This is a genomic window from Paenibacillus sp. H1-7 (assembly GCF_022354825.1).
GTDB lineage: Bacteria > Bacillota > Bacilli > Paenibacillales > NBRC-103111 > Paenibacillus_S.
This window is the reverse complement of sequence record NZ_CP031168.1, coordinates 6,587,915-6,613,987: the sequence shown is the minus strand read 5'-3', so window position 1 is coordinate 6,613,987 and position 26,073 is coordinate 6,587,915. Positions and strand designations below refer to the sequence as shown.

Sequence of the window (26,073 nt, the reverse complement as noted above, 5' to 3'; positions counted from 1 at the left end):
CACGTAAGAAACCAGCTGATCCAGTGCAGTGAAGTGTGTCCGTGCCATGCAAAAGCTCATGAAAAATACCGGCTTGCCGCGCTTCCGGTTATCGTCATCCTTCGGGATGAGCTGTATCCATTTCACTTGTGAAAGGTTGCACATGGATACACGGTTCGCTGCGAAAAGTAAGCCGAATCGGTAAACAATACAATCTATTATAAACCTCATGATGTGGACGGGCAATACATAACTCGACAAAATGAATTTCTCAGCCTTATAAAGGAAGTTTAATGATGGGGAATGAACAGGAAAAAGTCAGCACGGTAGATAGAAGTCCTTGAGGAGAATCCTTATAAGGAGTATACTATAGAAGAAGAAGCTTTATGTTGATCTGTCCCAGGATGTCATTACTTATGCAGTGCATCTATCGGGTTCATGATTTCCATATAGCGGCAATCGATGATTGGCCACAGTTCCCATGTGGATCACACTCGCAAGGAGGTAGGAACAATGATTAAAATTAGCGAAACGGCTAGCGATAAAATTAAAGAACTGTTGGAAAGCGAAGGTACGCCGAACCTTTTTCTCCGTCTTGGCGTCAAGGCGGGAGGCTGCAGCGGTTTTTCATATGGAATGGGCTTTGACGATCAAGAGAAGGATGATGACCAATCGTTCGAGCTGAACGGCCTGAAGGTCGTAGTGGACGGAGATAGCGCCAAATATTTGTACGGCGTGGAAATCGACTTCAAGGAAGCGGGTATGGGCGGCGGCTTCACCATCAATAACCCGAACGCGGTTGCTTCCTGCGGCTGCGGCTCCTCGTTCAAAGTGAAGGACGAAGAGGGCGCGCCGGAGAAATGCGACGATAAGGTCGAGGCTTAATAGAGATTCAAGGCTAGTAGAAAAGCACCCTTTGTGGGTGCTTTTTTTTTGGGAAGTCGGGAAGTATCACCATGCACAGAGTAGAACAAGAGAGGGAATGGGTGTGGGGTGGAGGAGCGGTAGCGTCCGCCTTTGAAGCTCGTGTTCCTACCGCGGCAAGCCTACCATTCAAAGGAACATGACTTCAATAGCGGCCGGAATTCCACACCCAATTCCCTCGCACTAACAAACGTATATTGTAAACCAAGGACCTGGCCGAAGGCCGGTTTTTTTATTTTACATGGAAGCCGCCCTAATCGTTACCAAGAGACGATAAGTTCCAACACGAAACGAGCTTATTCCTAGCAAAATTTATTATTTCTGGCAGCAAATTTCGAGGGTCTTTTCAAAGCCGTTCCTATATAATGCAAATAATCGCTTTATTGCGTTCGAAAAATAGCAATCTATTATATGAAACCAACAAGAATAGGATGATGCGCATGACTTATATTAATCACGTTCACTATGCCAATATGCAGGGCAACGTTTATTGCTGCTTGCGCAATAAAATTGTTCCTCTCAACGAATCTCAGATAAAAGATTATTGTCAAGGTTGCACGATGTTCAGGGGCGGGGAAGCGGGCAAAAGCGTCCAGTGCTACTGGAATGACGTTCGGGATGTTCAGGACCCGCACGAAGTGTACGAGCCTCAGATGGAGTTCAAAAGCATGCAAAAACGAAAATTTTTGCTCGAGCCGCAAAACGAACGCAATAAAAGCGCGCTTGCCTAAACGCAAGCGAAAAAAACAGACTGTTCTTTCCGATAAGGAAAGGCTGTCTGTTTTTCTTTTTGATTATTTTTTTTTATCACTGAACGGTTGGGGAAACTGTGTATAACCTTGTCCACATTATCCACCCCATAATCATACATAATTTTACACTTATTAACAACATACGCACAGCTTATACACAAATTCATGTGGATAACGGAACGCTTGTTCTAATTTTTGGGACGTGTTAATATAATTTTACATTAAAGAAGTAAGGTGATTGTATGAGATTGATGAGCAATGAAATTTTAGTCGATTCGTACTTCAAGGCATTAAACCTGAAACTGGATGAGGAATTTCTGGAATTGCTGCTGGCAGAGATAAAGCGACGCAAGTTAAACTTGGAATATTATAGAGGCGAGGTTCAGGTCAGCTGACCTGCCTCTTTTTTTTGCCCTTTTTGCATAGAAAAAAAGCGCCTCGCGCTCCGACAAGAAACCGGAACGAAGCGCCGTGCAGCGGATAGGCTACAGCTTCATGCTGCTGCTGCTGTGTCCAGGGGACAGCTTCGCATTCGGATCGATATACACCTTCGCGTTGTTGATAGCGGTAGGCGCTTCGCCGAATCCGACGGCGATCAGCTTCAGCTTGCCCGGATACGTCGTAATGTCGCCGGCTGCGAAAATGCCGGGAATGCTCGTTTCCATGCGGGAGTCAACGACGATCGAGCCGTTGTCAATCTCAAAGCCCCACTCCGCGATAGGACCGAGCGAAGAGATGAAGCCGAAGTTCACGATGACAGCGTCGACATCGAGGTCGAACGACTCGCCTGTTTTGCAATCGGCCAAAGTCGCTTTGGTGATAACATCATCGCCTTGCAACGCGGTAATTTCTTTTGGTGTCAGCACCTGCACATTGGAGTTCATCAGGTTCTCAACACTGTGCTCGTGCGCGCGGAACTTGTCTCTGCGGTGGATGAGCGTGACTTTCTCTGCGATAGGCTCAAGCATGAGCGCCCAGTCAACTGCGGAGTCGCCGCCGCCGCTGATAAGCACCTTTTGGCCTGCGAACTTGTTCAGATCGCTGACGAAATAATGCAGGTTTTTCTTCTCGTACCTCGCCGCTTCCGACAGCTCCAGACGTCTTGGCTCGAATGCGCCGACGCCTCCGGTAATGATCACGGCTTTGGAATAATGAACGCCTTTATCGGTCGTTACCTCGAACAAGCGCTCGTCTTTCTTGACGACCTTAAGCACTTTTTCTTCGAGGCAGATGTCAATAGGAAAATGCTTCGTTTGCTTATCCAATTGGTTAATCAGCTCTTGAGCCGTTACTTTTGGAAAGCCGGCAACATCGTAAATGTGCTTTTCCGGATACAGAGCAGCCAGTTGACCGCCCAGCTGGGGCATGCTTTCGATAATTTTGACCGATGCCTGACGCATCCCGCCGTAAAAAGCGGCAAACATGCCGGCTGGACCGCCGCCTACGATAACAATATCAACCGTTTCATTTTGCATTCCTAGAACACACCTCCGAGGCTTAATTCATTCGCATTATATTATAAAAAAAGTTGGAAAGAAAGAGAAACATTCTCAATTAGGATGAGTATAAAAGGGTAGACATAGAAAGGCCGCTTTTTCCAAATAGGGATAACGACTCGGTACAAAAGAACTGCTTCCGAATGCCGTCCCCGGCCTCCGTTTTTTGGACATTTTTGAATGAAAATAATGCTTGCTATTTGACAATATACATTATATTATGTCTTGAGAACTGGTTAAAAACTGGATTGTTTTCGCACGTTCACTTATAATTTGAATTTTCTTAGTCAAGACTGAGAATTACAAATTTCCGACTTACTTTGTGTAATTTTTCACAATCAATTTTGTTAGATCATACAATACAGAAAATAACGTGATGGAAGGGATTAAACCATGAGTCGAATACCAAGAATAGTCATTTTGGGAGCAGGTTATGGCGGCATTGTAACGGCTATTCGCTTGCAGAAGGAATTGAATTATAACGAAGCGGACGTTACGCTCGTGAACAAACATGACTACCACTACATTACGACCCATCTGCACATGCCAGCGGCAGGAACGGATAATCCGGAGAACGCACGGGTAAATATTTTGAAGCTGATCGACGAGTTCAAAATCGATTTCGTGAAATCGACAGTCGTCCAAATCCGCCCGCAAGAGAAGAAGGTCATCCTGGAGGAAGGAACGCTATCCTATGACTATTTGGTAGTAGGCCTGGGCGGCGAGCCGGAAACATTCGGCATTCCGGGACTGAAGGAATATGCTTTGAGCATCCGCAGCATCAACAGCGTACGTTTCATCCGCGAACATATCGAGTATCAATTCGCCAAGTTCAAACGGGAGCCTTCCCGTACCGACTACCTCACCTTCGTAGTGGGCGGAGCCGGATTTACAGGCATCGAGTTCGTCGGCGAGCTGGCTGACCGTATTCCGCAGCTGTGCAAGGAGTACGACGTAGATCCATCGCTCGTAAAAATTTATAACATTGAAGCAGCACCTACCGCATTGCCGGGCTTCGATCCCGAGCTAGTCGAATATGCGATGAAGGTTCTTGAAAATAAAGGCGTTACGTTCAAGATCGCTACGGCGATCAAGGAATGCTCTCCTGAGGGCGTCCTGCTTGCTACCGGCGAAGAGATCAAATCGACAACAGTCGTATGGACCGGCGGTATTCGCGGCAACCATATGCTGGATGAAGCCGGCTTCGAAACGATGCGCGGCCGGATCAAGGTCGACGAGAAGCTTCGCGCTCCGGGGCACGACAACATCTACATCCTTGGGGATTGCTCCATTGTCATGAGTCCGGAAGGACGTCCTTACCCGCCGACGGCGCAAATCTCGATGCAGCAAGCGGATGTGTGCGCGCATAACCTGGTTGCTTCCATCCGTGGCGAGCAGCTGAAAAACTTCGTCTACCAGAGCAAAGGAACGGTTGCATCCCTTGGCCGCGGTGAGGCTATCGGCATCGTCGGCTCCCGCAAGATCAAAGGCGGCGCAGCAGCGGTGATGAAAAAAATCGTCGATATGCGTTACTTGTATATTATAGGCGGCATTCCGCTCGTGCTGAAGAAAGGCCGGTTCTAAGCTTATGCGCCACTGCAGCGTACAAGTACGCGGATTGTTGACACGTGAAGAGCTGGACCGCTACAATGCACTGATGGACGTCGGCCATTATTTGGAATCCCAGACGCGCTACGACCTGGTCTATACGGTGCAAAAGGAAATCGATATTCTGATCTTGCCCGCGATCGAGCGTCTGAAAGAGAAGTCGCGTCAGCGCGACCGCGATACGGAAGCGTATTTGGCGCAAAAAAACTCCGCGCTCCTCGAAGACGAAGATGACGACGAATCATAGAATGACAGCCCTGCGGTGACGGCCGTGGGGCTTTTTAGCTTTTATAACGTGAAAAGCAAAAAGACCTTCGACCGCATGGGGTCAAAGGTCTCCAAGAAGCCGGATTACAGCTTCAGCATAGCTTCCATCTTGCTGCGGTCGAGCAGATTGCCGACATAGAAGTCGCCAAACTCGCCGAAGCGGGCGCTGGTCTCGTCAAAGCGCATTTCGTGGACGATTTTCTTGAATTGCAGCGCATCGTCAGCGAACAGTGTAACGCCCCATTCCCAGTCATCGAGGCCGATGGAGCCGGAAATAATTTGTTTGATCTTGCCGGCATAATTACGGCCGATCATGCCGTGGGAACGCATAAAGGTGCGGCGCTCTTCGGTAGACAGCATGTACCAGTTATCGTTGCCTTCGCGGCGTTTGTTCATCGGATAGAAGCAGACGTGCTTCGCTTTCGGCAGGATCGGCTTCAGACGGGCTAAGATGTCAGGATCCTGCATCGGATCGACGCCCGGCTTGGCCATATAGCCGCCTAGCTCGACAATCGACACATAAGAGTATGTAGGAATGGTTACTTGCGCAAACAGCGATTTATTGAACGCGGTTTCCAGCTCGTTCAGCTCTTCCAGCGTTTCACGCAGATGCATGAACATAAAGTCCGCTTTTTGCCCTACGATCGAATAGAACGCCGTGCTGCCCAGCTTCTGATCTTCGGTGCTTTGATATTGGGCCAGCAAGCTGTACAGCTCGTCCTCGGCACGGTTTCTTTCCTGCTGCGTCAAGCTTTTCCAAGCAGTCCAGTCGATGGCGCGGAAGTCGTGCAGCACGTACCAGCCTTCCAATGTGTTAACCACTTCGCTCATGGGATACACTCCTTTATTTAGACATTCTATATATATTCTATTAACTTGTTTCATTGTATCGAAATCGATCTGAAAGGGCAAATTGGCTAGAACCGTTTTTGACTTAATTCAGAGAAATGCCATACGTGAAGTTCAAGAAGCGTTCACTTTACCCGGGAGACTTTTTTATATAAAATAAACATAAGTGTATCTGAAGTTTGCATAAAGGAGTTGGCTGAATTGCTGCAGCTGATTATTGTTACGGTGCTGCTGTTCGTGTTGTTTTTCGGGCTCGGATTTATATTGAACATGCTTATGAAAACGACCTGGTTTCCTATCTATGGATATATCGCCCTCGTTATTGGTTTGGTCATTTACTGGGGATGGGAGACAGGTTCGCTTGCCTCCAACCTTTCGGAATACTCCATTGCCGATTACATTCCCGCTATCGGGGGCTTAATCGGCGCCATTCTTAGCGGCTCGACGATTAAATCGCTTCGGGACAAAGGCTTCAAAATGTTCTAGGCCGAGCATCGACGGAGAATCTACCTCTTGGATAAGAAAGCGAGTGTACTGCAATGAACGGACAACTGCGTAAAGACGTCATTCCCGGGAGAAAGGTCCAGGTCGTGCAAAAGCAGGATCAGCGGACGGGCAAGCTCACCGAAGGGATCGTCAAAGACATATTGACCAATTCGGCCAGCCATCCTCACGGGATCAAGGTGAGACTCACGGATGGAACCGTAGGAAGAGTGAAGGAAATCATTGCAGAGTAAGAGAGGAAAGCATGGAAGCCGGTACGGACGGTGACCATGTTTTTTCTTTTCGCTCTGGGGGTATTTTCATTTGATTTTCATGCCCTGGGTGTCGATTTATGTGGTAAAATGAAGGCTACTAGTTAAGATATAGATGGGATTGAGTTAATGCGGATTACGAATATGCTTCATTTTTCGGAATATCACCGCTATTATGTCGTGCGGGATTTTTCGTTAAGCAGTATGGATTTGAAAATGTTATCGACCATATACCAGCCTATGATCGGGGCTTACGCGATCAGTCTTTACCATACATTATACCAGCAGCTGCCTGCCGACAAAGTAGGCAGTTCTTTGATGGAGCAGCAGCGCAAGCTGTTTCTCTCCCTGGAGCTGGAGGGCGGCGAGCGGGGGCGCAAATGGTTTATCGAGCAAACCTCGAAGCTGGAGGCGATCGGCCTGCTCAAAACGTGCCGCCGGTTCGTCGAGGCGTCGGACGATTATGTCTACGAATATACGCTGTATGCTCCGCTGCCGCCGGAAGAATTCTTCAAAAACCAGCATTTGATCCTGCTCCTGCGGGATAAGGTAGGCAAGTATATGGTTTTCTCGCTAAGAGACGAGCTGATATCGGCGGAGCACGAGGAGCTGCGGGAGGCTAATTCGGAAAACTTGTCCGTACCTTTCTATGAGCTGTTCCGCTTGAATACGCAAGTTGTTGACTACGAGCTGGAGGAGGCCCTGTTCGATGCGGCGGGCACTAAGCAGGATCAATCCAGGCCGGAAGTGGTTATCAAAGGGTTTCAATATTCGGATATTATTATGCACTTCCCCCGGGAATCGGGTAATCGGGCGTATGTAGAACGATTGAAGTACGAGCCGGAGCAAATGGCCCAAATCAACTTCGTGGCGAAGAAATACGGCTTGTATTTGACCGATATGTGCCGCCTGCTCGATGAAGACGGCGTGTTCGATCCGAACGGCGAGATCGCCCTGGAGCTGCTGCAGCATAAGGCTAACTCGATGTTCCGACAGGACAAGAAACGGAGCGAGGAGAGAGCCCGATATTTGGCCCGAGTCGAGCAAGGGCGAGGGGCTGCGTCCGAAGCGGCTGTTTCCAAGGAAGCTGCAGTGGAAAAAGCGGTCGAGATGGAATTTTATCTCGGGGTGCCGGATATTTTTCAAGGCGAATGCAACCAGCATCAATACAATTTTATATTGCGCAACGAGCCTTACACGTTCTTGCTGGAGAAAATATTCTCCAAAGGAACGGTCCCTGACGGGCTGCTCGATACACTCGCCAAGGTTGACTTGAATTACGGCTTAAGAGATGAAGTGATTAATGTTCTTATTCATTATTTATATGTGAACAAACGCTCCTGGTCGAGAGCTTCGATCGAATTCAGCGTTACGGATATGCTGGCCAAACAGGTCGGCACATATGAGGAAGCCGTGCAGTATATTCGCGAGCAGTCCAAGTACAAGGACGCCAAATCATCGCCGCGAGGCGGCCGGACGGGGGCAAGCTCCGCAAGCAGTCAACGCGGCGGAACGAGAGGCAAGGCGAAGCCTCAGCTGCCTGTAGTGGAGGACAAGCCGGCAGCAGCAAGCCAGCGGACGGCCGAGGAGCGCGAGGCGATGCGCCGCAGAGCGCAAATGCTCGACGGCAAAATCTAAGACGGGGGAGGGTGGCCATAACCTATGGAATCGCTTGGTGAAGTGTTAAGATCTTTGCCTAACCCGAAATACAGGAAGCAGGCGGAACAAAAAATCCAGCAAATATTGGCCGATCCGTTAGTACAAAAGCTTCGCGCCAAATATCCGATGCTGGATGACCATACGATCAAAATCAATATGAACCGGTTATATCAATATGTAACCGAATATAAGAGCTGTTCCCAATGCCCGGGGCTCGACAAGTGCCCCAATGATTTTACGGGGCATTACACTATGATTACCGTCGAAGGGACCGAAGGCGACGCCCGGCTGTACGACCATAAAGTATCCTGCAAGAAGTTTCTCGCCGAGCAGGTGCAAAGTACGATTCGCAGCCGGATTCGCAGCTTTTATGTGGACGAGCGCGCGTTGTCGGAAGGGTATTCGTCCACTGAAATTTTCGATAAGGACCCGGCTCGCGAGGAAGCGGTCGACAAGCTGATCAGCTATATTTTGCAGACGAAGCAGGCAGGACTGCAGAAGCAAGGGTTGTATCTTGCAGGCCCTTTGGGAACCGGCAAGACGTTCCTGATGTGTTACCTGCTGCATGAGCTGGCCAAGAGCGGATATACGGGAGCGATCGTCTATATGCCTGATTTCGCCGAGGATCTGAAGGCGATGTTTCAGGATTCGGCGAAGCTGAAGGAAACGATCGACGTGCTGAAGGAGACCGATTTGCTTGTATTCGACGATATCGGAGCGGAGAATTTGAATCCGTGGCTGCGCGATCATGTGATGGGGGCCATTCTGAACTACAGAATGAACCGCAAGCCGACCTTTTTCACCTCGAATCATGATTTGTCGGCACTGGAGCAGCATTTCAGCTTTACAAGCAAGGACGGCGACGAGGAGTTCAAAGGCAAGCGGATTATGGACCGCATACGTCCGTTTGTTGATATGGTGATGGTGAACGGATATAACAAGCGCGGGAAATAACGGAGCGCGTGACAACCCGATGGATGAGGCGTAAGCCTTGGCTGTCGGGTTTATTTTGCTTAACACTGGCACAAAGAGAAAACCCACCATCAAGGCTTCTCTTGAATGTGTGAGCGCGTTTGAGGTAGGTTTTATCGCAATAGGAGGGATCTTCGCTGCGCTTATCGCTCTAGTGAGCTTAAAGTTTCCCTAAATATAAAAAAGCCTGCCCCGCAGCTTAAGCTGCTGGACAGACCTTTGGTAACGATACATTAGCGAGTCATGATTTGGATTACAGTTGCTACTACGCCCATCAACAGCATAACTCCGAAAAATGCTCCGAAGCCGATGGCAACATCCAAAAAGTCATTGGTCGGTTCTTCCATTACATGAAGTTCCGGGTGTTTAGGATCGTTCATACAGTAATATCCTCCTTAGGTGGTACACGGCATAGATCTAATTAAGATCTAGTATACCCAACTTCCAAGATAAATGTAAAGCAGGGGAAAGTGACAATTATTCGACGATTTTGTTACATATTTCGAATTTACCGATATGGTCTTTTGGAAACAGATGGACGACCCGCGCCGCGGTTGAAAAAGGGGGGCGTTGTGGTATACTTTACATGTTGACAACATTTTATCGGTTGAAGGGAGAAGGCTTAAATGGCTATCGTTAATGTAACGGACCAATCTTTCAAGAATGAAGTTGAAGGATCCGGTACGGTTCTTGTTGATTTCTGGGCGCCTTGGTGCGGACCTTGCAAAATGATCGCTCCGGTATTGGAAGAGCTTGATCAAGAATTGGGAGACAGCGTAAAAATCGCTAAAGTGAATGTGGATGACAATCCGGAATCCGCATCCCGTTTCGGCGTAATGAGCATTCCTACGCTGATCGTGTTCAAAGATGGACAGCCTGTTGACAAAGTGGTGGGCTTCCAATCCAAGGACGCTTTGAAAAACGTCGTTACCCGCAATCAATAAGATCGATTTCTACAAAAAACGGTTAATGAGAAAAAGCTCCTTTTCTGCTATGCTGAAAAAGGAGCTTTTTTTTTTGCTGGACAGCTCCCCCAAAAGTAACAGGACTAAGCTTCGAAGCATGAATTTCACTTTTGGGGATTGTTCTTGGACAGAAATGGGATGGGGTCCCGGGAAGGAGTGATTCGGATGACGAAGCAGGACGGGGAGCAAGAACGCAAACGCAGAGCCGAGGCGATTCGCAACAAGCTGGCGCTGCTGCCCGAGAAGCCGGGCTGTTATTTGATGAAGAATAAAGACGACACGATTATTTACGTAGGAAAGGCGAAGGTGCTCCGCAACCGGGTGCGTTCTTATTTCACCGGCAGCCATAGCGCGAAGACGCAGGCGCTGGTCAACGAAATCGTGGATTTTGAATATATCGTAACGGCGAGCAATGTCGAGGCGCTTATTCTGGAATGTAATTTGATTAAGAAGCATCATCCCAGATATAACGTGCTGCTGAAGGACGACAAATCGTTCCCTTACATTAAAATAACGAACGAGAAGCATCCGCGGCTGGAAGTAACCCGCAAAGTGTACAAGGATAAAGGGAAATATTTCGGGCCGTATCCGAATGCGTTCGCCGCACAGCAGACGAAGAAGCTGCTAGACCGGCTGTACCCGCTGCGTAAGTGCAAGACACTGCCGGATCGCGTCTGTCTGTACTTTCATCTCGGCCAATGCGTCGCGCCCTGTGAGTACGAGGTGGCGACCGAGGAATACGACCGGATGGTGCAGGAGATTGCGCGGTTCTTAAACGGCGGACATGACGAGATCAAGCAGGAATTGTCACGCAAAATGACCGAAGCCGCCGAGGAGCTGAACTTTGAGAGAGCGAAGGAGCTGCGCGACCAGATCGTTCATATCGACGCGGTCATGGAGAAGCAGAAGATTACAACGATGGACGCCGTGGACCGCGACGTATTCGGCTATGCTGTGGATAAGGGCTGGATGTGCGTGCAAATCATGTACATGCGGCAGGGGAAGCTGATCGAGCGTCACGCTTCGTTATTCCCTTATTATGGAGAGGAATACGAGGACTTCATCTCCTTCGTTACCCAGTATTACAGCGACAATCCGGCGCTGCCGAAGGAGGTATTCCTGCCCGCGGAGCCGGAGCAAGGAACGGCGGAATCTTCCTCTGCGGAGCCGGTGGAGCAAGCCGCCGATGAAACGGCGGCAGAGGCTGCAGCCAGAACGGACGTGAAGGACGCGCTGGAGAGCTGGCTGAAGGTCAAGGTGCATATTCCTCAGCGCGGCATGAAGAAGAATATGGTTCAGATGGCCTGCGACAATGCCGGCGTCAGTCTGGAGGAAAAGTTCCGGCTGATCGAACGGGATGAGCAGAGGACGGTAAAAGCCGTCGAAAATTTGGGCGAATGGCTGGGAACCGGTGTCATTCACCGGATCGAGGCATTCGATAACTCGAATATTCAGGGCTCCGACCCGGTATCCGCGATGGTCGTCTTCACCGACGGCAAGCCGGACCGCAAGGAATACCGCAAATACAAAATCCGCACGGTACAAGGCCCGGACGACTATGAAACGATGCGGGAAGTAGTGCGGCGCCGCTACGAGCGCGTGCTGAAAGAGAATCTTCCGCTGCCGGACCTCGTTGTCATAGACGGAGGCAAAGGGCAAATATCGGCGGCCGTCGATGTGCTTGAGAACGAGCTTGGGCTGTATATCCCGGTATGCGGCTTGGTCAAGGACGCGAAGCACAAAACGGCGCAGCTGATGATGGGGGATCCGCCCGAGGTGGTGCCGCTGCCGCGGGATAGCCAGGAGTTTTACCTGCTCCAGCGCATTCAGGAGGAGGTTCACCGTTTCGCGATTACGTTCCACCGCGAGACGAGAGCGAAGTCGATGGTGGTCTCGACGCTGGATTCGGTGCCGGGGATTGGAGAGAAGCGGCGCAAGGCGCTGCTGAAGCATTTCGGCTCGTTGAAGAAAATCAAGGAGGCCTCCGTCGAGGACTTCAAGCCGTTAGGCATCGGCGAGAAGCTGGCGAGACAAATTCTTCAATCGCTTAACGGCACCCCGGAGAGCGAAGCCGCAGCCGATGCGGATGTGGATGGAGAAGAACCGAATCAGGATGACCAGATGTCTCCGATTGAAGCGACGGAACCAATCTAAGCGAGCAAAAAGCATGCAGCCGAACCGGAAGGGGGAGCGGGCACGACACGCCGTCCCCGAATCGGCGAATGCTGCAGAGAATCAAGTAAAAAGGCCGAAAGGTTATCAGGCAGATCGAGATTCAATCTGCAGGAGCACCTTTCGGCCTTTTTGACATGTATTGAGCCAAATCTCCACTTAGTGGGGAAATTTTGCACTTTATCCGTTCAATTCGGGGGAGACGATGCGCCGGCCGGGGCCGATCGTCCGGTGCAGCCATGCAACAGCCCAGCCGATAAGGGCGGGCAGTACGATGTAAAACAGGCCTACTGCCGTTATTGCCGTGCTGCCCGAATCGAGCAGCGACAATCCCATCAAGATGCTGTCCATAGCCGCATGGGCGAGCATGACGGTCAGGAAGCCGTATTTCAAGAAGGCGTAGCCGAAGATGATCCCAATAATCGTTACCTCGATAAAGCGTGTGTAAACGGGATAAATCGGGTACTGGGTATGGCTCAGCGCCCAGATCATGCTCGGGAGCAGCACCGCGGCGAACCGGTTGCGCGTCAGCTTCATGAAGAAGGCGATGCCGAACAGCCGGTATACAGCTTCCTCGGAAATCGCGGCAGCCCATGCCATCAGCGGGAAAAAGGCGGGCGCTGCCATGTTGAGCACCGAGTCGGACGGGTCATTGACCGCCCATACGTCGAAGTATTCTCCTGCAACAAAGAACAGGCTTTGCTGGATTCCGAGGATGAACAAGCATAGCAGGTAGCCTCTGCTCGTTGCGACAGCCATTTGATGGCCGAACGTGGCGTCCTTCCACACGGGCCATGTCACCCAACCTAACCGCTGCCACATGTAGCGGCCGGACAAGAAGGAAAAGTAGACGCTAACAGCCATCAACGCGATGAACACATTAAGGAACCACAGGTTGAACATCGCTTCCCATTGGGAAGGGCCTTCGGAATGCATCGTCCGGAAGGCAGGCACCATATTGAAGTTATTGCCGATATAAATGGCCAAGAATACAAAGGTCATAAACAGTCCGCGTCGGAACGTGATTTCTTTGCGGTATCGGATCACGATAATGAAGGCGGCTACAGCCATAATCAAGGAAACGCCCATACTGATGCGGGTCATGAAGGAAGCATTGTCATTTTGCTTCTCCTGCCACTCTGCGAAGGAAGCCGGGATGCTGAACGCGGGATGGAAGGAGACGACTTTGCCGCCGGCTACGGCGAGCTGCAATTGCAGAGTGGATTCTCCAATCTTCTTGTCGATGCTTTCATAGATGATTTCTGCGCCCCAAACTCCCTCGCTCCGACGGTCTTGAGGCGTTTGCTCTAGCCGGGTAAACTCGCCGATCGAGTAGCCTTGTTCTTTGATCGTCTGCTCGATCAAAGCCCGGGTATCGGCCGAGCCCGAAGCGACGGTCTGCTGCTTGGCCGACGGGGAGGTGTAGGCGTTCCATCCGAGAATATGCAAATTGGTGAAATTGACGTCAATGTAGTAGGTGGTTCGAGATGCGGGGTCATTGATCTCAACCTCGAAATAATCGATCGGATAGTCGGCAAACCGTTTCAAATAGTCGTCCAGCAGCTGCTCCTTTTGCAAATAGCCGCTTCGTTCCGTATGGGATTGAAACAGGGTGCTTGTACGATAATCGGGCGATAAGGAGAAGCGCTCCCGGACAAATCGGACGGCCGCCTCTGCCGCGGCCTGCTTCGTTACGGAGGGCTGCTGAGAGCCTAGATCGGGTTCATTCCTTGCATGCTGCAGCCATAGGGACCCCAGAGCTACCGATACGTATAACAAAATACCTATAAGGGCCAGCTTCAACAGGGAGGATTCGAAATAACGTTTCAGCATGGAATAACTCCTTGGATTGGAATGGATGCCGCTTAACAAAGGATACGGATATCAAGTTTATACATTGTATTCCATAAACTTAGCATACATGCCCACCGAAAATCCAATGATTAGAAGCGTCAGGACGGGCAAAACGGTGAAAAGCAGAGCGATAGTAGGGTCCGCAGTAAATCCGCCAATGTTATATTCGAATAATTCGTCAATTTCGAGCAAAAGTGACTTTGTGCTTCCCGGGAAAGAGGATTATAATTCTTATCAATTGAATAAAGCCGAATTTCTTATTGAAAACGGGGGAACCATGTGTAGTAAGGGGTGAATTCGTTTCCACTTCAGTAGTGGTACGATAGGATACCTGTACATCCGAATCCGACAGCTAACCTCGTAGGCTTATGACAGGAACCTGTAGACATTGGGTTTCCCGTGTCTTTTTTTGTTGTCTGAAAATCATGATGAGGTGAAAGATGAAAGCAACAACAAGGAAATTTGAGCTAACCCCGCCGCAAATACTGGTCATCGGCTTTGCAGCGATTATTCTGATTGGGGCTACGCTGCTATCCCTACCTATCGCTTCGGCTACGGGACGGCCGCTGCCTTTTCTGGATGCATTGTTCACGGCGACCTCAGCTACTTGCGTAACCGGACTGGTCGTAGTCGATACCGGCACTTTTTTTACGAAATTCGGGCAGATCGTCATTATCGCGTTGATTCAAGTCGGCGGTCTTGGCTTCATGACCATGGCGACGCTGTTTGCTTTTGCGCTGAAAAAAAGGATTTCGCTTAAAGAGAGGCTGATCCTTCAGGAAGCCATGAACCAAGGGAGCATGGAAGGCATTGTCCGCCTGATCCGCAAAGTGATCCAATATTCTCTTACCATAGAATTGGTTGCGGCGATTTTGTTCTCCATTCGCTGGTCATTCGATTTGGGACCGGCCAAAGGGATCTATTTCGGGATATGGCACGCGATTTCGTTTTTCAACAACGCAGGGTTCGATCTGTTCGGGTCGGTCTCCGGGCCGTTCAGCAGCTTGACCTCGTATGTCGACGATCCGCTGGTCAATGTCGTATCCATGGGATTGATTATTTTGGGCGGCATCGGCTTCGTGGTGATGTCGGATGTTATGGACTACAAACGACATAAACGGCTGTCGCTGCATTCCAAAGTGGTGCTGAGCGCGACCGGCGCGCTTATATTGGTGGGAGCTCTTGTCATTTTCATTTTCGAATTCACCAATCCGAAAACGTTGGGACCGTTGACTTGGAGCGGCAAAGTTTTGGGTTCGTTCTTCCAATCGGTAACGCCGAGAACGGCGGGAGCCAATACGCTCGATTTGGCGGGCTTGCGGCAGGCCAGCCAATTTTTCATCATCATTCTGATGTTTATCGGGGCATCTCCGGGGTCGACGGGAGGCGGGATCAAGACTACCACCTTCACAACGCTGATCGGTGCCATCATAGCGATGATACGGGGCAAGGAGGATATTGTCCTGTTCCATTACCGGCTGGGTAAAGACCGGATATTGAAAGCCATTACGCTGACGATGATCGCATTATTCCTCGTTATTGCTGTGGCGATGATTTTGTCTACGACGGAGGATCATCCGTTCCTAATGATCTTGTTCGAGGTGACGTCCGCTTTCGGAACCGTCGGCTTGACCATGGGCTTGACGACCGATCTGAGCGTGGTCGGGAAAATATTGATTGCACTTATGATGTTTGTCGGCCGTCTGGGACCGTTGACGTTGGCTTACGCGTTGGGACCTAAGGCGGAGAAGGAGCTATACAGATACCCGGAAGGGAAAATCACCATTGGATAGGGGAACCGTAAATGAAACGTAGTCAGTACGCAGTTATCGGGTTGGGGAGATTCGGATCCAGTCTGGCGCAGGAATTGATCAATCTGGGTTATGAGGTTTTGGGAATCGATAAGGATGAAGAAGCGGTCGAGGAAATGAGCAATATTTTGACGCACGTCGTCGTTGCCGATTCTACCGATGAAGAGGTGCTTCGGGCGTTGGGCATCCGCAATTTCGACTGTGCCATCGTCTCCATCGGAGACGACATTCAATCGAGCATTTTGACCGCTATTTTACTGAAGGATATCGGCGTGAAAATGGTGGTCACCAAGGCGCTGTCCGAGCTTCACGGCAAGGTGCTGAACAAGATCGGGGTCGACCGGGTGATTTATCCGGAGCGGGATATGGGCATCCGTGTCGCTCACCAGCTTGTGTCGCCCAATTTGCTCGATTACATCGAGCTGTCGAAGGACTACACGATCGCCGAGCTTGTCGTGCCTAGGCGTCTCGCAGGCCGCTCCTTGAGAGAGCTTGACCCTCGCGCCAAGTACGGATGCAGTGTCGTGGCTATCAACAAGCAGCACGGCGTAATCATTGCGCCGACGGCGAGCGATACGTTAGAGGAAAAGGATGTTATGGTTATTATCGGAACGAACGATCAAATCGAGCTGTTCCAAAATGAAGTTATCGGACGGGTAACCGCGTAGGTTAATCAAGCGAAACGGAGTGCACTTAGATGAGCGGCGAAGTCACCGAAATGATTCATCATGTATTGTTCTTATTAATTTTCATATTAGCTATGGGTGTTCTTTTCGGAAGACTTTCGAGCTGGCTGAGGCTGCCCGATGTCGCCTTGTTTCTGGTCGCCGGCATCATCGTCGGACAAGGGCTTCATTTGGTTACGGAGAGCAGCAGCTCTTTTTTGAACCAGTTCATCCTGACCATCGGTTCGGCGCTTATATTGTTTGACGGGGGACGCAATATCCGGCTGTCGGGGTTGAGAAAGGTATGGATTACGGTCGCTCTCCTGAGCGTACCGGGGGTGCTGATTACATGCGGGATCGTAGCCGTCACCGCGCATTGGCTGCTTGGCATTCCTATGATCTATGCCGTCCTACTCGGGGCCATCATCTCGTCGACGGATCCGGCTACTTTGATTCCGGTATTTAAACAGGTTCGCATCCGCACCAAAGTAAGAGAAACGGTCGAAAGCGAATCGGCCTTCAATGACGCGACCGGCTCCATCCTTACGTTCACTGTGCTTGCGATTGTGACCGGTACGCAGACGTTCTCCGTCTCAGCCAGCATTATCGAATTTGTGAAAACGGCTGCGGGCGGCATTGTCGTCGGCGCGGTTGTAGGCTTTCTGATCGTTTTCTTGACGGGCCATCTGAAGCTGGGCTGGTTTCGGGATTACGCCACGATCGCAATGGTCGTTACGGCTCTTGGAGCTTATTGGCTGGGAGACACACTGCATGTCAGCGGATTTATGGCGACGTTCACGGCGGGTCTCATCTGGGGGAATGCGGATGTGTTCAAAATCAAGCTGGAGGACAAGCTTCACGAGATCGGCCACTTCAGCGAGAACATGACCGTTATTATGCGGATGCTCATTTTTATCCTGCTTGGCAGCCAAGTCAACTTTCAGGTCATACTGGCCAATTTATGGCCGAGCCTTGCCGTTATTGCCGTGTTTATGCTTATAGCCCGGCCGTTGACGGTGCTGGCTTCGACGCTGCCTGACCGCAAGGCCGGATGGAAATGGAACGAGATCGTCTTCATGTTCTGGGTGCGTGAAACGGGGGTCATCCCGGCAGCGTTATCGGGTATGGTCGCCGGGATGGGTGTGAAATATGCGGATGTTATCGCTTCGGTGACGTTTATGGCCGTGCTGCTTACGATCGTGCTGCAGGCGGGAACGACGGCCTATGCCGCGCGAAAGCTCGGCATAGAGGAGCCTGGGGTTCGGCATCACTAATACTAGTTGCCGCCGCGGTTGAAATAATCTTTGGCCTTCTCGATGAACTGCTGTGCCGAAGGATGATGAACGACCTCTTCTGTGAACAACAGGGAGGTCGTTCTTGTCATTTGCTCCAGAGCGGGAATGAACCGGACGACGAGCTCGTTGTCTTTGATCAGATTGCTTCGCAGGTATGATTCCGGCAGCAGCGTTGCCGTCTTACAGGTGGATACGAGGCGGATGATGGCCTCGAAGGAATCGATCTCCATCTTGACGTCGGGCTGAATTTCATAGCGGTGAAACATTTCATCCATCAGCACGCGGTACCAGGTTCCTCTGGAGAACAGAATCATGGGCAGCTCGTGCAGGTCGGCGATATCTATAGAAGCTTTATCGACGTACGGGTGGCCGAGCGGCAGCACGAGGCACAAATGATCATCGAACAGCGGGACGCATTTTAAGCCCGGATGTTCGATCTTCGATGCGACAAGTCCGATATCGACTTTCCGGTCTTTGACCATAGGGACAATTTCGTGCGTTTTGCCGGTTATGGCCTTGATATCGGTATTAGGGTAATTTTTCGTATAAATGGTGATGAGATCGGGCAGCGTCGACTGCAAGGTCGTCAGGCTCGCGCCGATCGTGATGCTGGCGGGCTTGATCGACGTCTTGAATTCCTCGATGGAACGGTGCAGCTTTCGTTCGAGATGCTTTTGCTCCAAGGCGTATTCGTAGCAGATTTGTCCCGCTCGGGTGATTTCGAGACGCTTTCCTTTACGGGTGAACAGGGCGACGCCGAGCTCCTCCTCTAGCCGCTGAATTTTGCGCGACAGGGCGGGCTGGGATATGTTTAATGCCTGTGATGCTTTGTTCAGGCTTTCCAGCTCGACGACTTTGGCGAAGATATCGATATTTTCCAACACGATGAGTCCTTCTTTCTATTATTTAAAAGTGATGCTCGGGAGATTCTCTACTTTTACTATATGTTTTTAGAATATAGTGATTAAGATCATTGCATATGTCAAAACTGAATAAGAGTTTATAAATAATCGGCACTTCCATTATAAGCGATAATGGAGTACTATGGGATATGTCAATTATTGTTCACATTTTTTCAAAGGCTTTGCATAAAAATTTGTCGATGCATGGAAAATAGGCGTAGCGAATCTTGTTGACGCTTGTTTCTTGCGGGAGTACAATGAAAAATGGTTTGTCAAATCGTGTGAACAGCACTACATACTTTTGAGGGGGGAAAGGATTTCAATGTTTCGTAATTCGTATTTTTCGCGAAAGCTGCATTCATTGCTTGGTGTAATCCCGGTCGGTTTCTTCCTGATCGAGCACCTGCTGACGAACTACTCGGCAACGAAAGGGCCTGAGAAGTTCATGGAGCACGTGAACTGGCTTCATGATTTGCCGCTGGTTCTGCTGCTAGAGATCGTAGGGATCTGGCTGCCGCTCTTGTACCACGCGGTATACGGCTTGTATGTCGCCTACACGGCGCGCAACAACGTGTCCAACTATGGTTATTTCCGCAACCAAATGTTTTTCTTGCAAAGGGTTACGGGCGTACTCACATTCTTGTTCGTAGCGTTCCACTTCTTCCAAACACGTCTGCAAATCACATTCGGTTTGCCGCAGGATGAGATCGGAATTCAAATGCACAGCATTGCATCGAATCCGGTTTTCTTTGTGATTTACTGTATTGGGATTGTGTCCGCGGTATTCCATTTCAGCAATGGAATGTGGTCGTTCCTCGTAAGCTGGGGAATCACGATCGGTCCACGGGCGCAACGGGTATCCTCCGTTATCTGGATGGTAGTATTCGTTGTCATGTCGATTATGTTTATCATGTCTTTGAGCGCGTTTGTCGATCCGTCGTTCCAAACGGTGCCGCAGATGACGAAAGGTTAAGGAGGAGTGAACAACAATGGCTAATCAAAAAGTTATCGTAGTCGGTGGTGGTTTGGCCGGGTTAATGGCTACCATCAAAGCCGCAGAAGCCGGGGTTCACGTTAGCCTGTTCTCTTTGGTTCCTGTGAAACGTTCCCACTCTGTTTGTGCGCAAGGCGGCATTAACGGAGCGGTTAATACAAAAGGTGAAGGCGACTCCACTTGGGAGCACTTCGATGATACCGTGTACGGGGGCGACTTCCTCGCGAACCAGCCGCCGGTAAAAGCAATGTGTGACGCAGCACCGGGCATTATCCACTTGATGGACCGGATGGGCGTTATGTTCAACCGTACGCCGGAAGGCTTGCTGGATTTCCGTCGTTTCGGCGGAACCCAATATCACCGTACGGCATTCGCGGGCGCTACGACAGGCCAACAGCTGCTGTACGCTCTGGATGAGCAAGTACGCCGCTGGGAAACAGCCGGCCTGGTTACAAAGTATGAGCATTACGAGTTTATGGGCGCGGTTCTTGACGACGACGGCGTATGCCGCGGCGTAGCTGCTCAGGACCTTCGCAGCATGGAAGTGCTGACATTTGGAGCCGATGCCGTTATTTTGGCGACAGGCGGCCCTGGCATTATCTTCGGTAAAACGACGAACTCCGTTATTAACACGGGTACGGCGGCAAGTGCCGTGTACCAGCAAGGCGTTCATTATGCGAACGGCGAGTTCATTCAAATTCACCCTACGGCGATTCCGGGCGACGACAAGCTGCGCTTGATGTCCGAATCCGCGCGCGGTGAAGGCGGCCGTATTTGGACTTATAAAGACGGTAAGCCATGGTACTTCCTTGAAGAGAAATATCCAGCTTACGGTAACCTGGTTCCGCGGGATATCGCGACTCGCGAAATTTTCGCAGTCTGCGTAGACGAAAAGCTCGGTATCAACGGCGAGAACATGGTATACCTTGACCTGTCCCATAAAGATCCGCACGAATTGGATGTTAAATTGGGCGGTATTATCGAAATCTATGAAAAGTTCATGGGCGACGATCCGCGCAAGATTCCGATGAAAATTTTCCCTGCCGTTCACTATTCCATGGGCGGAATGTGGGTTGACTTTAACCAAATGACGAACATCCCTGGATTGTTTGCCTGCGGTGAGTGCGAATACCAATACCACGGTGCGAACCGACTCGGAGCGAACTCCCTGTTGTCCGCGATCTATGGCGGTATGATTACCGGTCCTAAAGCGATCGAGTACATCAAAGGCTTGTCCAAGCATGTCGACGACATTTCCTCTTCCGTGTTCGACCGCGAGAAGAAGAAGCATACGGACAAGTACGAAAGCCTGCTGAAAATGGACGGCAAAGAGAACGCGTACGTGCTTCATAAAGAGCTTGGCGAGTGGATGACCAACAACATGACCGTTGTTCGTTACAACAAGAAGCTCGAAGAAACGATCGCCAAAATCAACGAGCTGAAAGATCGTTACCGCAACATTAACATGACGGATACAGCCCGCTGGAACAACCAAGGCGTAGCGTTCACGCGTCAATTGTGGAACATGCTGGAGCTGTCCCATGCGATGACTTTGGGCGCCCTGCTTCGTAACGAAAGCCGCGGTGCGCACTACAAGCCGGAATTCCCTGACCGTAACGACGAGGACTTCCTGAAAACGACGAAAGCAACTTGGACTCCAGACGGTCCTACGATCAGCTGGGAAGATGTTGATACATCCTTGATCAAGCCTCGTAAACGCGACTACTCCACTGACAAGAAGAAGGGAGGAAATTAATCATGGCTGAAACGACTGCGACCAACAAAAAAGTGAAATTCATCGTTACCCGTCAAGATTCCCCGGAAAGCAAACCGTATACGGAGGAATTCGAGGTTCCTTACCGCCCGAACATGAACGTCATCAGTGCGCTTATGGAAGTACAGCGGAATCCGGTTAACGCAAACGGCAAACAAACGACGCCGGTATGCTGGGAATCGAACTGCTTGGAGGAAGTATGCGGAGCCTGTTCCATGGTTATCAACGGCAAGCCGCGCCAAGCTTGCTCTGCGCTTGTAGATAAGCTGGAGCAGCCGGTTCGCATCGCGCCGATGAGCACCTTTCCTGTCGTTCGCGACCTTGTTATCAACCGTGAGCGGATGTTCTCCGCCTTGAAGCGCGTTAAAGCGTGGATTCCTATCGACGGAACCTACGATTTGGGTCCTGGTCCGCGTATGGCCGAGTCCAAGCGTCAATGGGCTTACGAGCTGTCGAAATGTATGACCTGCGGCGTCTGTCTGGAATCCTGCCCTAACGTCAATGATAAAACGACGTTTATCGGACCGGCAGCGATTTCCCAAGTCCGCTTGTTCAATGCTCACCCAACAGGTGAGATGAACGCGGAAGAGCGTCTGGAAGCATTGATGGAAGACGGAGGCATCGAGGGCTGCGGTAACTCGCAAAACTGTGTGCGTTCCTGCCCTAAAGGCATTCCATTGACGACATCCATTGCAGCGATGAATAAAGATACTACGAAGCACTTGTTTAAACAATGGCTCGGAATTTAATAATGTAAATTGAAGAACCTCTTGCGAATTTGTTCGCAGGAGGTTTTTTTGTTTTTTAAAAGGGCAGGTTTAATTATGACAGAGGTTGACATATTTGTGAGGGTATAATCGGATATAGATCATGAATGAAGGGAGTTTAAGCTCATGAAACCTCTATTAGGAAAAGTAGCTTTGGTGGCAGGCGCAACAAGAGGGGCCGGCAGAGGAATAGCTATCGAATTGGGAGCGGCCGGCGCAACGGTATATGTGACGGGACGAACGACACGAGCACAACGCTCCGAGTACAATCGTCCTGAAACGATTGAAGAAACCGCTGAGCTTGTCAACAAGGCAGGGGGGCAAGGCATAGCGGTTCAAGTGGATCATCTTGATCCTGATCAGGTTCAGGCGCTAATCGCTCGTATTGAGAGAGAGCAGGGGAGATTGGACATCCTGGTTAACGATGTATGGGGAGGCGAATATTTGACGCAGTGGAATACGCCCGTCTGGGAGCACTCGCTCGAACGGGGGTTTCGCATGCTGCGGCTTGGGATGGATTCGCATATTATTACAAGTCACTTTGCGCTGCCGCTGTTAATAAAAAATCAGAATGGACTCGTCATTGAGATGACGGACGGTACGGCGGAATACAATGATAAAAACTATCGTCTATCGCTGTTTTACGATCTAGTCAAGTCGTCTGTGATTCGAATGGCCAAAGCTTTGTCTCATGAGCTTTCACCCTATAAATGCACCGCTGTAGCTATGACGCCCGGCTGGATTCGTTCTGAAATTATGCTTGAGCATTTTGGCGTTACGGAAGAGAACTGGCGTGACGCCACCGAAAAGGAACCGCATTTCGTTATTTCCGAATCGCCGCGATTTGTCGGGCGAGCAGTTGCGGCTCTAGCCGGAGACCCGGAGGCGGCCCGATGGAGCGGCGACTCGGTTTCAAGCGGTCAGCTGGCGCAGGTGTACGGATTTACTGATCTGGACGGCTCACAGCCGGACTGCTGGCGGTATATTGTTGAAGTGCAGGAAGCAGGAAAGCCTGCTAATGCTGAGGGCTACCGCTAAATAACGAACCGCCTTCTCAAAGGAAGGCGGTCATACAGATTGTCGAGCAGCCTGGTTTACCCGAAAAACTCCAATGAGCCGCCCTCATCCGAAGGCGGTTCATTTTTTTGCCCTGCGAAAAAGGCTATTGACGGGGAAGCAAATTTTTTCTAAAATAAATTTAAACGTTTTAATTGAAACGTTTAAATGATAAATAAAGGAAGTCTTTTATGAGCAAACACCGTTCCGTTACCATTGTAGATATTGCGGAAGCAGCCGGCGTCTCTATAGCTACTGTATCCAATGTATTGAACCGCCGCAAAGTGCCCATGTCCGAGGAAACGATCCGTAAGGTGGAACGAACGGCTGAAGAGCTTGGCTATCGGCGCAATGTCATGGCCGCAAGCCTGAGCCGGAAAAAGTCTTACGAGCTCGGCTTGATCGTCCCCGGCTTCATCGGGTACTACGGGCTATTCGCGGAGGAGATGGAACGTACGGCGCACCGGTTCGGCTACCACTTGTCCGTATTCTCGGCAGGCGGATACGATCCGGAGATGGAGCGAAGACACTTGGACGTGCTTCTGCAGCGCAGAGTCGACGGCTTGTTCTGCCACGGCTTGGCTATGTCCACAGAGACAACCCGGCAAATCGTAAGCGACGGTACGCCTCTCGTCTTGTTCAACGGCTGGAATTGGCCGGAGGATATCGCGGTCGGCGCGGTCAATCTCGATTTTGCCGGAGGATGTGTGGAAGCGGTTCATCACCTGGTGAAGCAGGGCTGCCGCTCGCTGTTTTACCTCGAGAGGTCAACCGCTCATGAGACGAACAAGCAGCGGCTGCTGGGATTCCGCAAAGGCATTGCGGAGGCCGGGGAAGAGGTATGCTCCTTCGTTATCGAAGGAGACAAGCAGCCGATGCACGAAATCGTTCGCATGACGCAGGATATGGGAGGCGGTCACGGGCCGATCGGAATTCTCGCCTTTGACGATCTCGTAGCGCTCCGCTTCATGTCGGCGGTTGCAGAGCAAGGGTATCGCGTGCCGGAGGATTACAAAATATTCGGCATTAACAATGACATCATTTCCTCCTCGTGCTATCCGCAGATAACGACGCTGGATATTCCGTACGGCCAGCAAGCGCAGTGGGCGGTTTCCCTGATGCTGCGCCAGCTTGGTGAAGAAGATAAGCTCGCCGGAGAAGCGATGATGGAAATCCCGGAGGCGGGGAATGCCGGCAATGAAATCCGGATTCCGCTCACGCTCATTCCGCGGTTGTCCACTTCGACAGCATTCCGTTAAATACGCGGCCGATGAGAAGAGAAATGACAGCAAAAATGCACTTTATTCAAACCGATGAGGAGAGAAGGACATGAGCATGTGGAAGCAGGCAATTGAAGACGCGGTACAAAAGACGAGAGCCAACATCGAGAAGTATGGCGACTTGTTCCCTCACGTCAGCACTGACGGGAAATATCAGCTTAACGACAATACGGATTGGACGGACGGCTTCTGGTCCGGCATTTTGTGGCTGTGCTACGAGTATTCCGGAGACCCGGTATTCAAGCAAGCGGCTGAGAAGACGGTAGCCAGCTTCCGCAAACGGCTGGATGCGAAGAGCCATATCGATCATCACGATATCGGATTCTTGTACTCTTTATCCTCTAAAGCACAATGGATCATCGAACGCGACGAAGCTGCCAAGCAGCTGACGATTGAAGCGGCCGATTGGCTGTTGACCCGCTGGAGAGAGAAAGGCCAGTTCATCCAAGCATGGGGCAAAGAAGGAGATCCGATCAACGGCGGACGGATCATTATCGACTGCATGATGAACCTGCCGCTGCTGTACTGGGCTTACGAGCAAACGGGCGACGCCAAATATCGCGACGTAGCGATCAAGCATGCGGACAAATCCCGCCGCTTCCTCGTTCGCGGAGACGATTCCTCATACCATACGTTCTACTTCAATCCGGAAAATGGAGAGTCGATCCGCGGAGGCACGCATCAAGGATATCAGGATGGTTCGACTTGGACGCGAGGTCAAGCATGGGGCATCTACGGCTTTGCGCTGTCGTATCATTACACGAAAAATCCGCTTTACTTGGATACGTCCAAACGGTTGGCTCGCTACTTCCTGGAGCGTCTGCCTCAGGACGACGTCGTATATTGGGACTTCGATGTGCCTGTCACCGACAAAACGGAGCGCGACAGCTCGGCGTCGGCGATTACGGCAGCAGGTCTTATCGAGCTGTTGTCTCACCTGGACGCGAACGATCCGGAGCGCGCTTTCCTTGAGGACGGCTTGCAGCGTTCGTTGAAGGGCCTCGTGAACGGCTATGCGACGATCGGTCAGCCTGATGCGGAAGGCTTCCTGGAGCACGGCTCTTATCATGTACGCGGCAACAATGCGCCGGACGATTATATGATCTGGGGCGACTACTACTACCTGGAAGCGCTGGTTCGATTGGATAAAGGAATCAAAGGCTACTGGTACGAAAGATAGTCCATCCGTTCAAAGCTAAGAAAAATCCCTCCCTGAAGAAGCAGTTCTCTTCGGGGAGGGTATTTTTTTGACGTTTCAAGGTGATCGGAAGCGAAGC

General features: G+C 50.7%; 25 protein-coding genes and 1 riboswitch. Of the genes, 20 read left to right on the top strand and 5 right to left on the bottom strand.

Annotated features, from left to right (window positions below; genetic code table 11):
• Window positions 1-492 precede the first annotated feature (492 nt).
• From erpA to sda, 3 genes are all read left to right on the top strand, one after another.
• Window positions 493-864 carry an iron-sulfur cluster insertion protein ErpA gene (gene erpA / locus DVH26_RS29180; RefSeq protein ID WP_239628350.1) on the top strand — a complete coding sequence of 124 codons (372 nt, stop codon included), beginning with the start codon at window positions 493-495 and terminating at the stop codon, window positions 862-864.
• Window positions 865-1,343: 479 nt separating this feature from the next.
• A complete protein-coding gene (locus tag DVH26_RS29175) occupies window positions 1,344-1,634 on the top strand; it encodes a hypothetical protein (protein ID WP_239628349.1) in 291 nt (96 codons plus the stop codon).
• Window positions 1,635-1,897: 263 nt separating this feature from the next.
• Window positions 1,898-2,050 carry a sporulation histidine kinase inhibitor Sda gene (gene sda / locus DVH26_RS29170; RefSeq protein ID WP_239628348.1) on the top strand — a complete coding sequence of 51 codons (153 nt, stop codon included), beginning with the start codon at window positions 1,898-1,900 and terminating at the stop codon, window positions 2,048-2,050.
• Window positions 2,051-2,140: 90 nt separating this feature from the next.
• Here the strand turns inward: sda and DVH26_RS29165 are convergent, their stop codons facing one another.
• Window positions 2,141-3,130, bottom strand: a complete 990-nt coding sequence (locus DVH26_RS29165; protein ID WP_239628347.1) for an NAD(P)/FAD-dependent oxidoreductase — start codon at window positions 3,128-3,130, stop codon at window positions 2,141-2,143.
• A 414-nt stretch (window positions 3,131-3,544) separates the two neighbouring features.
• Between DVH26_RS29165 and DVH26_RS29160 the strand changes: the two genes are divergently transcribed.
• Both DVH26_RS29160 and DVH26_RS29155 read left to right on the top strand, forming a co-directional pair.
• Window positions 3,545-4,735 carry an NAD(P)/FAD-dependent oxidoreductase gene (locus DVH26_RS29160; RefSeq protein WP_239628346.1) on the top strand — a complete coding sequence of 397 codons (1,191 nt, stop codon included), beginning with the start codon at window positions 3,545-3,547 and terminating at the stop codon, window positions 4,733-4,735.
• Between the two features lie 4 nt (window positions 4,736-4,739).
• The gene (locus DVH26_RS29155) at window positions 4,740-5,006 is read left to right on the top strand and encodes a hypothetical protein (protein WP_239628343.1); all 267 of its coding nucleotides are present in this window, start codon (window positions 4,740-4,742) and stop codon (window positions 5,004-5,006) included.
• Between the two features lie 104 nt (window positions 5,007-5,110).
• Here the strand turns inward: DVH26_RS29155 and hemQ are convergent, their stop codons facing one another.
• Complete coding sequence (gene hemQ / locus DVH26_RS29150; RefSeq protein ID WP_239628341.1) at window positions 5,111-5,857, bottom strand: hydrogen peroxide-dependent heme synthase; 747 nt, start codon at window positions 5,855-5,857, stop codon at window positions 5,111-5,113.
• Window positions 5,858-6,076: 219 nt separating this feature from the next.
• Here hemQ and DVH26_RS29145 point away from each other — a divergent pair, with 219 nt between their 5' ends.
• From DVH26_RS29145 to dnaI, 4 genes are all read left to right on the top strand, one after another.
• The gene (locus DVH26_RS29145; protein ID WP_239628340.1) at window positions 6,077-6,361 is read left to right on the top strand and encodes a YuiB family protein; all 285 of its coding nucleotides are present in this window, start codon (window positions 6,077-6,079) and stop codon (window positions 6,359-6,361) included.
• Window positions 6,362-6,414: 53 nt separating this feature from the next.
• Window positions 6,415-6,612, top strand: a complete 198-nt coding sequence (locus DVH26_RS29140) for a YwbE family protein (RefSeq protein ID WP_239628338.1) — start codon at window positions 6,415-6,417, stop codon at window positions 6,610-6,612.
• Between the two features lie 147 nt (window positions 6,613-6,759).
• Entirely contained in the window at window positions 6,760-8,268 is a 1,509-nt protein-coding gene (locus tag DVH26_RS29135; RefSeq protein WP_239628337.1) for a replication initiation and membrane attachment family protein, read from the top strand.
• Window positions 8,269-8,292: 24 nt separating this feature from the next.
• On the top strand, window positions 8,293-9,243 hold the full coding sequence (gene dnaI / locus DVH26_RS29130) for a primosomal protein DnaI (protein ID WP_239628336.1): 951 nt from the start codon (window positions 8,293-8,295) through the stop codon (window positions 9,241-9,243).
• A gap of 251 nt (window positions 9,244-9,494) precedes the next feature.
• On the opposite strand, the gene DVH26_RS29125 is transcribed toward dnaI, so the two are convergent.
• A complete protein-coding gene (locus DVH26_RS29125; RefSeq protein ID WP_239628334.1) occupies window positions 9,495-9,641 on the bottom strand; it encodes a YqzM family protein in 147 nt (48 codons plus the stop codon).
• A 246-nt stretch (window positions 9,642-9,887) separates the two neighbouring features.
• On the opposite strand from DVH26_RS29125, the gene trxA reads away from it, so the two are divergent.
• Window positions 9,888-10,205 (top strand): thioredoxin, encoded by a 318-nt coding sequence (gene trxA / locus DVH26_RS29120; RefSeq protein ID WP_079909707.1) that lies wholly within the window; start codon window positions 9,888-9,890, stop codon window positions 10,203-10,205.
• Window positions 10,206-10,391: 186 nt separating this feature from the next.
• Window positions 10,392-12,380 (top strand): excinuclease ABC subunit UvrC, encoded by a 1,989-nt coding sequence (uvrC, locus tag DVH26_RS29115; RefSeq protein ID WP_239628331.1) that lies wholly within the window; start codon window positions 10,392-10,394, stop codon window positions 12,378-12,380.
• Window positions 12,381-12,578: 198 nt separating this feature from the next.
• Here uvrC and DVH26_RS29110 read toward each other — a convergent pair whose 3' ends face one another.
• On the bottom strand, window positions 12,579-14,231 hold the full coding sequence (locus DVH26_RS29110) for a CPBP family intramembrane glutamic endopeptidase (RefSeq protein ID WP_239628328.1): 1,653 nt from the start codon (window positions 14,229-14,231) through the stop codon (window positions 12,579-12,581).
• Window positions 14,232-14,488: 257 nt separating this feature from the next.
• Window positions 14,489-14,634, top strand: a riboswitch (cyclic di-AMP (ydaO/yuaA leader).
• A gap of 58 nt (window positions 14,635-14,692) precedes the next feature.
• Between DVH26_RS29110 and DVH26_RS29105 the strand changes: the two genes are divergently transcribed.
• From DVH26_RS29105 to DVH26_RS29095, 3 genes are read left to right on the top strand one after another with little or no spacing between them, the layout of a single operon-like run.
• The gene (locus tag DVH26_RS29105; protein ID WP_239628325.1) at window positions 14,693-16,045 is read left to right on the top strand and encodes a TrkH family potassium uptake protein; all 1,353 of its coding nucleotides are present in this window, start codon (window positions 14,693-14,695) and stop codon (window positions 16,043-16,045) included.
• A gap of 11 nt (window positions 16,046-16,056) precedes the next feature.
• On the top strand, window positions 16,057-16,731 hold the full coding sequence (locus DVH26_RS29100) for a potassium channel family protein (protein WP_239628322.1): 675 nt from the start codon (window positions 16,057-16,059) through the stop codon (window positions 16,729-16,731).
• Between the two features lie 29 nt (window positions 16,732-16,760).
• The gene (locus DVH26_RS29095) at window positions 16,761-18,002 is read left to right on the top strand and encodes a cation:proton antiporter (RefSeq protein WP_239628320.1); all 1,242 of its coding nucleotides are present in this window, start codon (window positions 16,761-16,763) and stop codon (window positions 18,000-18,002) included.
• 2 nt (window positions 18,003-18,004) lie between these two features.
• Here the strand turns inward: DVH26_RS29095 and DVH26_RS29090 are convergent, their stop codons facing one another.
• On the bottom strand, window positions 18,005-18,904 hold the full coding sequence (locus DVH26_RS29090; RefSeq protein ID WP_239635526.1) for a LysR family transcriptional regulator: 900 nt from the start codon (window positions 18,902-18,904) through the stop codon (window positions 18,005-18,007).
• A 343-nt stretch (window positions 18,905-19,247) separates the two neighbouring features.
• On the opposite strand from DVH26_RS29090, the gene DVH26_RS29085 reads away from it, so the two are divergent.
• The 6 genes from DVH26_RS29085 (at window position 19,248) to DVH26_RS29060 (ending at window position 25,976) form a co-directional block, all read left to right on the top strand.
• Entirely contained in the window at window positions 19,248-19,898 is a 651-nt protein-coding gene (locus DVH26_RS29085; RefSeq protein ID WP_239628317.1) for a succinate dehydrogenase cytochrome b558 subunit, read from the top strand.
• Window positions 19,899-19,914: 16 nt separating this feature from the next.
• The gene (gene sdhA, locus DVH26_RS29080) at window positions 19,915-21,675 is read left to right on the top strand and encodes a succinate dehydrogenase flavoprotein subunit (RefSeq protein ID WP_239628315.1); all 1,761 of its coding nucleotides are present in this window, start codon (window positions 19,915-19,917) and stop codon (window positions 21,673-21,675) included.
• Between the two features lie 2 nt (window positions 21,676-21,677).
• Window positions 21,678-22,442, top strand: a complete 765-nt coding sequence (gene sdhB, locus DVH26_RS29075; RefSeq protein ID WP_239628313.1) for a succinate dehydrogenase iron-sulfur subunit — start codon at window positions 21,678-21,680, stop codon at window positions 22,440-22,442.
• Window positions 22,443-22,586: 144 nt separating this feature from the next.
• On the top strand, window positions 22,587-23,498 hold the full coding sequence (locus tag DVH26_RS29070) for an SDR family oxidoreductase (protein ID WP_239628310.1): 912 nt from the start codon (window positions 22,587-22,589) through the stop codon (window positions 23,496-23,498).
• Window positions 23,499-23,707: 209 nt separating this feature from the next.
• Complete coding sequence (locus DVH26_RS29065) at window positions 23,708-24,775, top strand: LacI family DNA-binding transcriptional regulator (protein ID WP_239628307.1); 1,068 nt, start codon at window positions 23,708-23,710, stop codon at window positions 24,773-24,775.
• Between the two features lie 70 nt (window positions 24,776-24,845).
• Entirely contained in the window at window positions 24,846-25,976 is a 1,131-nt protein-coding gene (locus DVH26_RS29060) for a glycoside hydrolase family 88 protein (protein ID WP_239628305.1), read from the top strand.
• The last annotated feature ends 97 nt before the right edge of the window (window positions 25,977-26,073 follow it).

What these genes read in the sequence shown, in the direction of transcription:
- erpA (WP_239628350.1), top strand. Translation starts at nt 493, where the DNA reads ATGATTAAAATTAGCGAAACGGCTAGCGATAAAATTAAAGAACTGTTG.
- DVH26_RS29175 (WP_239628349.1), top strand. Translation starts at nt 1,344, where the DNA reads ATGACTTATATTAATCACGTTCACTATGCCAATATGCAGGGCAACGTT.
- sda (WP_239628348.1), top strand. Translation starts at nt 1,898, where the DNA reads ATGAGATTGATGAGCAATGAAATTTTAGTCGATTCGTACTTCAAGGCA.
- DVH26_RS29165 (WP_239628347.1), bottom strand. Translation starts at nt 3,130, where the DNA reads ATGCAAAATGAAACGGTTGATATTGTTATCGTAGGCGGCGGTCCAGCC.
- DVH26_RS29160 (WP_239628346.1), top strand. Translation starts at nt 3,545, where the DNA reads ATGAGTCGAATACCAAGAATAGTCATTTTGGGAGCAGGTTATGGCGGC.
- DVH26_RS29155 (WP_239628343.1), top strand. Translation starts at nt 4,740, where the DNA reads ATGCGCCACTGCAGCGTACAAGTACGCGGATTGTTGACACGTGAAGAG.
- hemQ (WP_239628341.1), bottom strand. Translation starts at nt 5,857, where the DNA reads ATGAGCGAAGTGGTTAACACATTGGAAGGCTGGTACGTGCTGCACGAC.
- DVH26_RS29140 (WP_239628338.1), top strand. Translation starts at nt 6,415, where the DNA reads ATGAACGGACAACTGCGTAAAGACGTCATTCCCGGGAGAAAGGTCCAG.
- DVH26_RS29135 (WP_239628337.1), top strand. Translation starts at nt 6,760, where the DNA reads ATGCGGATTACGAATATGCTTCATTTTTCGGAATATCACCGCTATTAT.
- dnaI (WP_239628336.1), top strand. Translation starts at nt 8,293, where the DNA reads ATGGAATCGCTTGGTGAAGTGTTAAGATCTTTGCCTAACCCGAAATAC.
- DVH26_RS29125 (WP_239628334.1), bottom strand. Translation starts at nt 9,641, where the DNA reads ATGAACGATCCTAAACACCCGGAACTTCATGTAATGGAAGAACCGACC.
- trxA (WP_079909707.1), top strand. Translation starts at nt 9,888, where the DNA reads ATGGCTATCGTTAATGTAACGGACCAATCTTTCAAGAATGAAGTTGAA.
- uvrC (WP_239628331.1), top strand. Translation starts at nt 10,392, where the DNA reads ATGACGAAGCAGGACGGGGAGCAAGAACGCAAACGCAGAGCCGAGGCG.
- DVH26_RS29110 (WP_239628328.1), bottom strand. Translation starts at nt 14,231, where the DNA reads ATGCTGAAACGTTATTTCGAATCCTCCCTGTTGAAGCTGGCCCTTATA.
- DVH26_RS29105 (WP_239628325.1), top strand. Translation starts at nt 14,693, where the DNA reads ATGAAAGCAACAACAAGGAAATTTGAGCTAACCCCGCCGCAAATACTG.
- DVH26_RS29100 (WP_239628322.1), top strand. Translation starts at nt 16,057, where the DNA reads ATGAAACGTAGTCAGTACGCAGTTATCGGGTTGGGGAGATTCGGATCC.
- DVH26_RS29095 (WP_239628320.1), top strand. Translation starts at nt 16,761, where the DNA reads ATGAGCGGCGAAGTCACCGAAATGATTCATCATGTATTGTTCTTATTA.
- DVH26_RS29085 (WP_239628317.1), top strand. Translation starts at nt 19,248, where the DNA reads ATGTTTCGTAATTCGTATTTTTCGCGAAAGCTGCATTCATTGCTTGGT.
- sdhA (WP_239628315.1), top strand. Translation starts at nt 19,915, where the DNA reads ATGGCTAATCAAAAAGTTATCGTAGTCGGTGGTGGTTTGGCCGGGTTA.
- sdhB (WP_239628313.1), top strand. Translation starts at nt 21,678, where the DNA reads ATGGCTGAAACGACTGCGACCAACAAAAAAGTGAAATTCATCGTTACC.
- DVH26_RS29070 (WP_239628310.1), top strand. Translation starts at nt 22,587, where the DNA reads ATGAAACCTCTATTAGGAAAAGTAGCTTTGGTGGCAGGCGCAACAAGA.
- DVH26_RS29065 (WP_239628307.1), top strand. Translation starts at nt 23,708, where the DNA reads ATGAGCAAACACCGTTCCGTTACCATTGTAGATATTGCGGAAGCAGCC.
- DVH26_RS29060 (WP_239628305.1), top strand. Translation starts at nt 24,846, where the DNA reads ATGAGCATGTGGAAGCAGGCAATTGAAGACGCGGTACAAAAGACGAGA.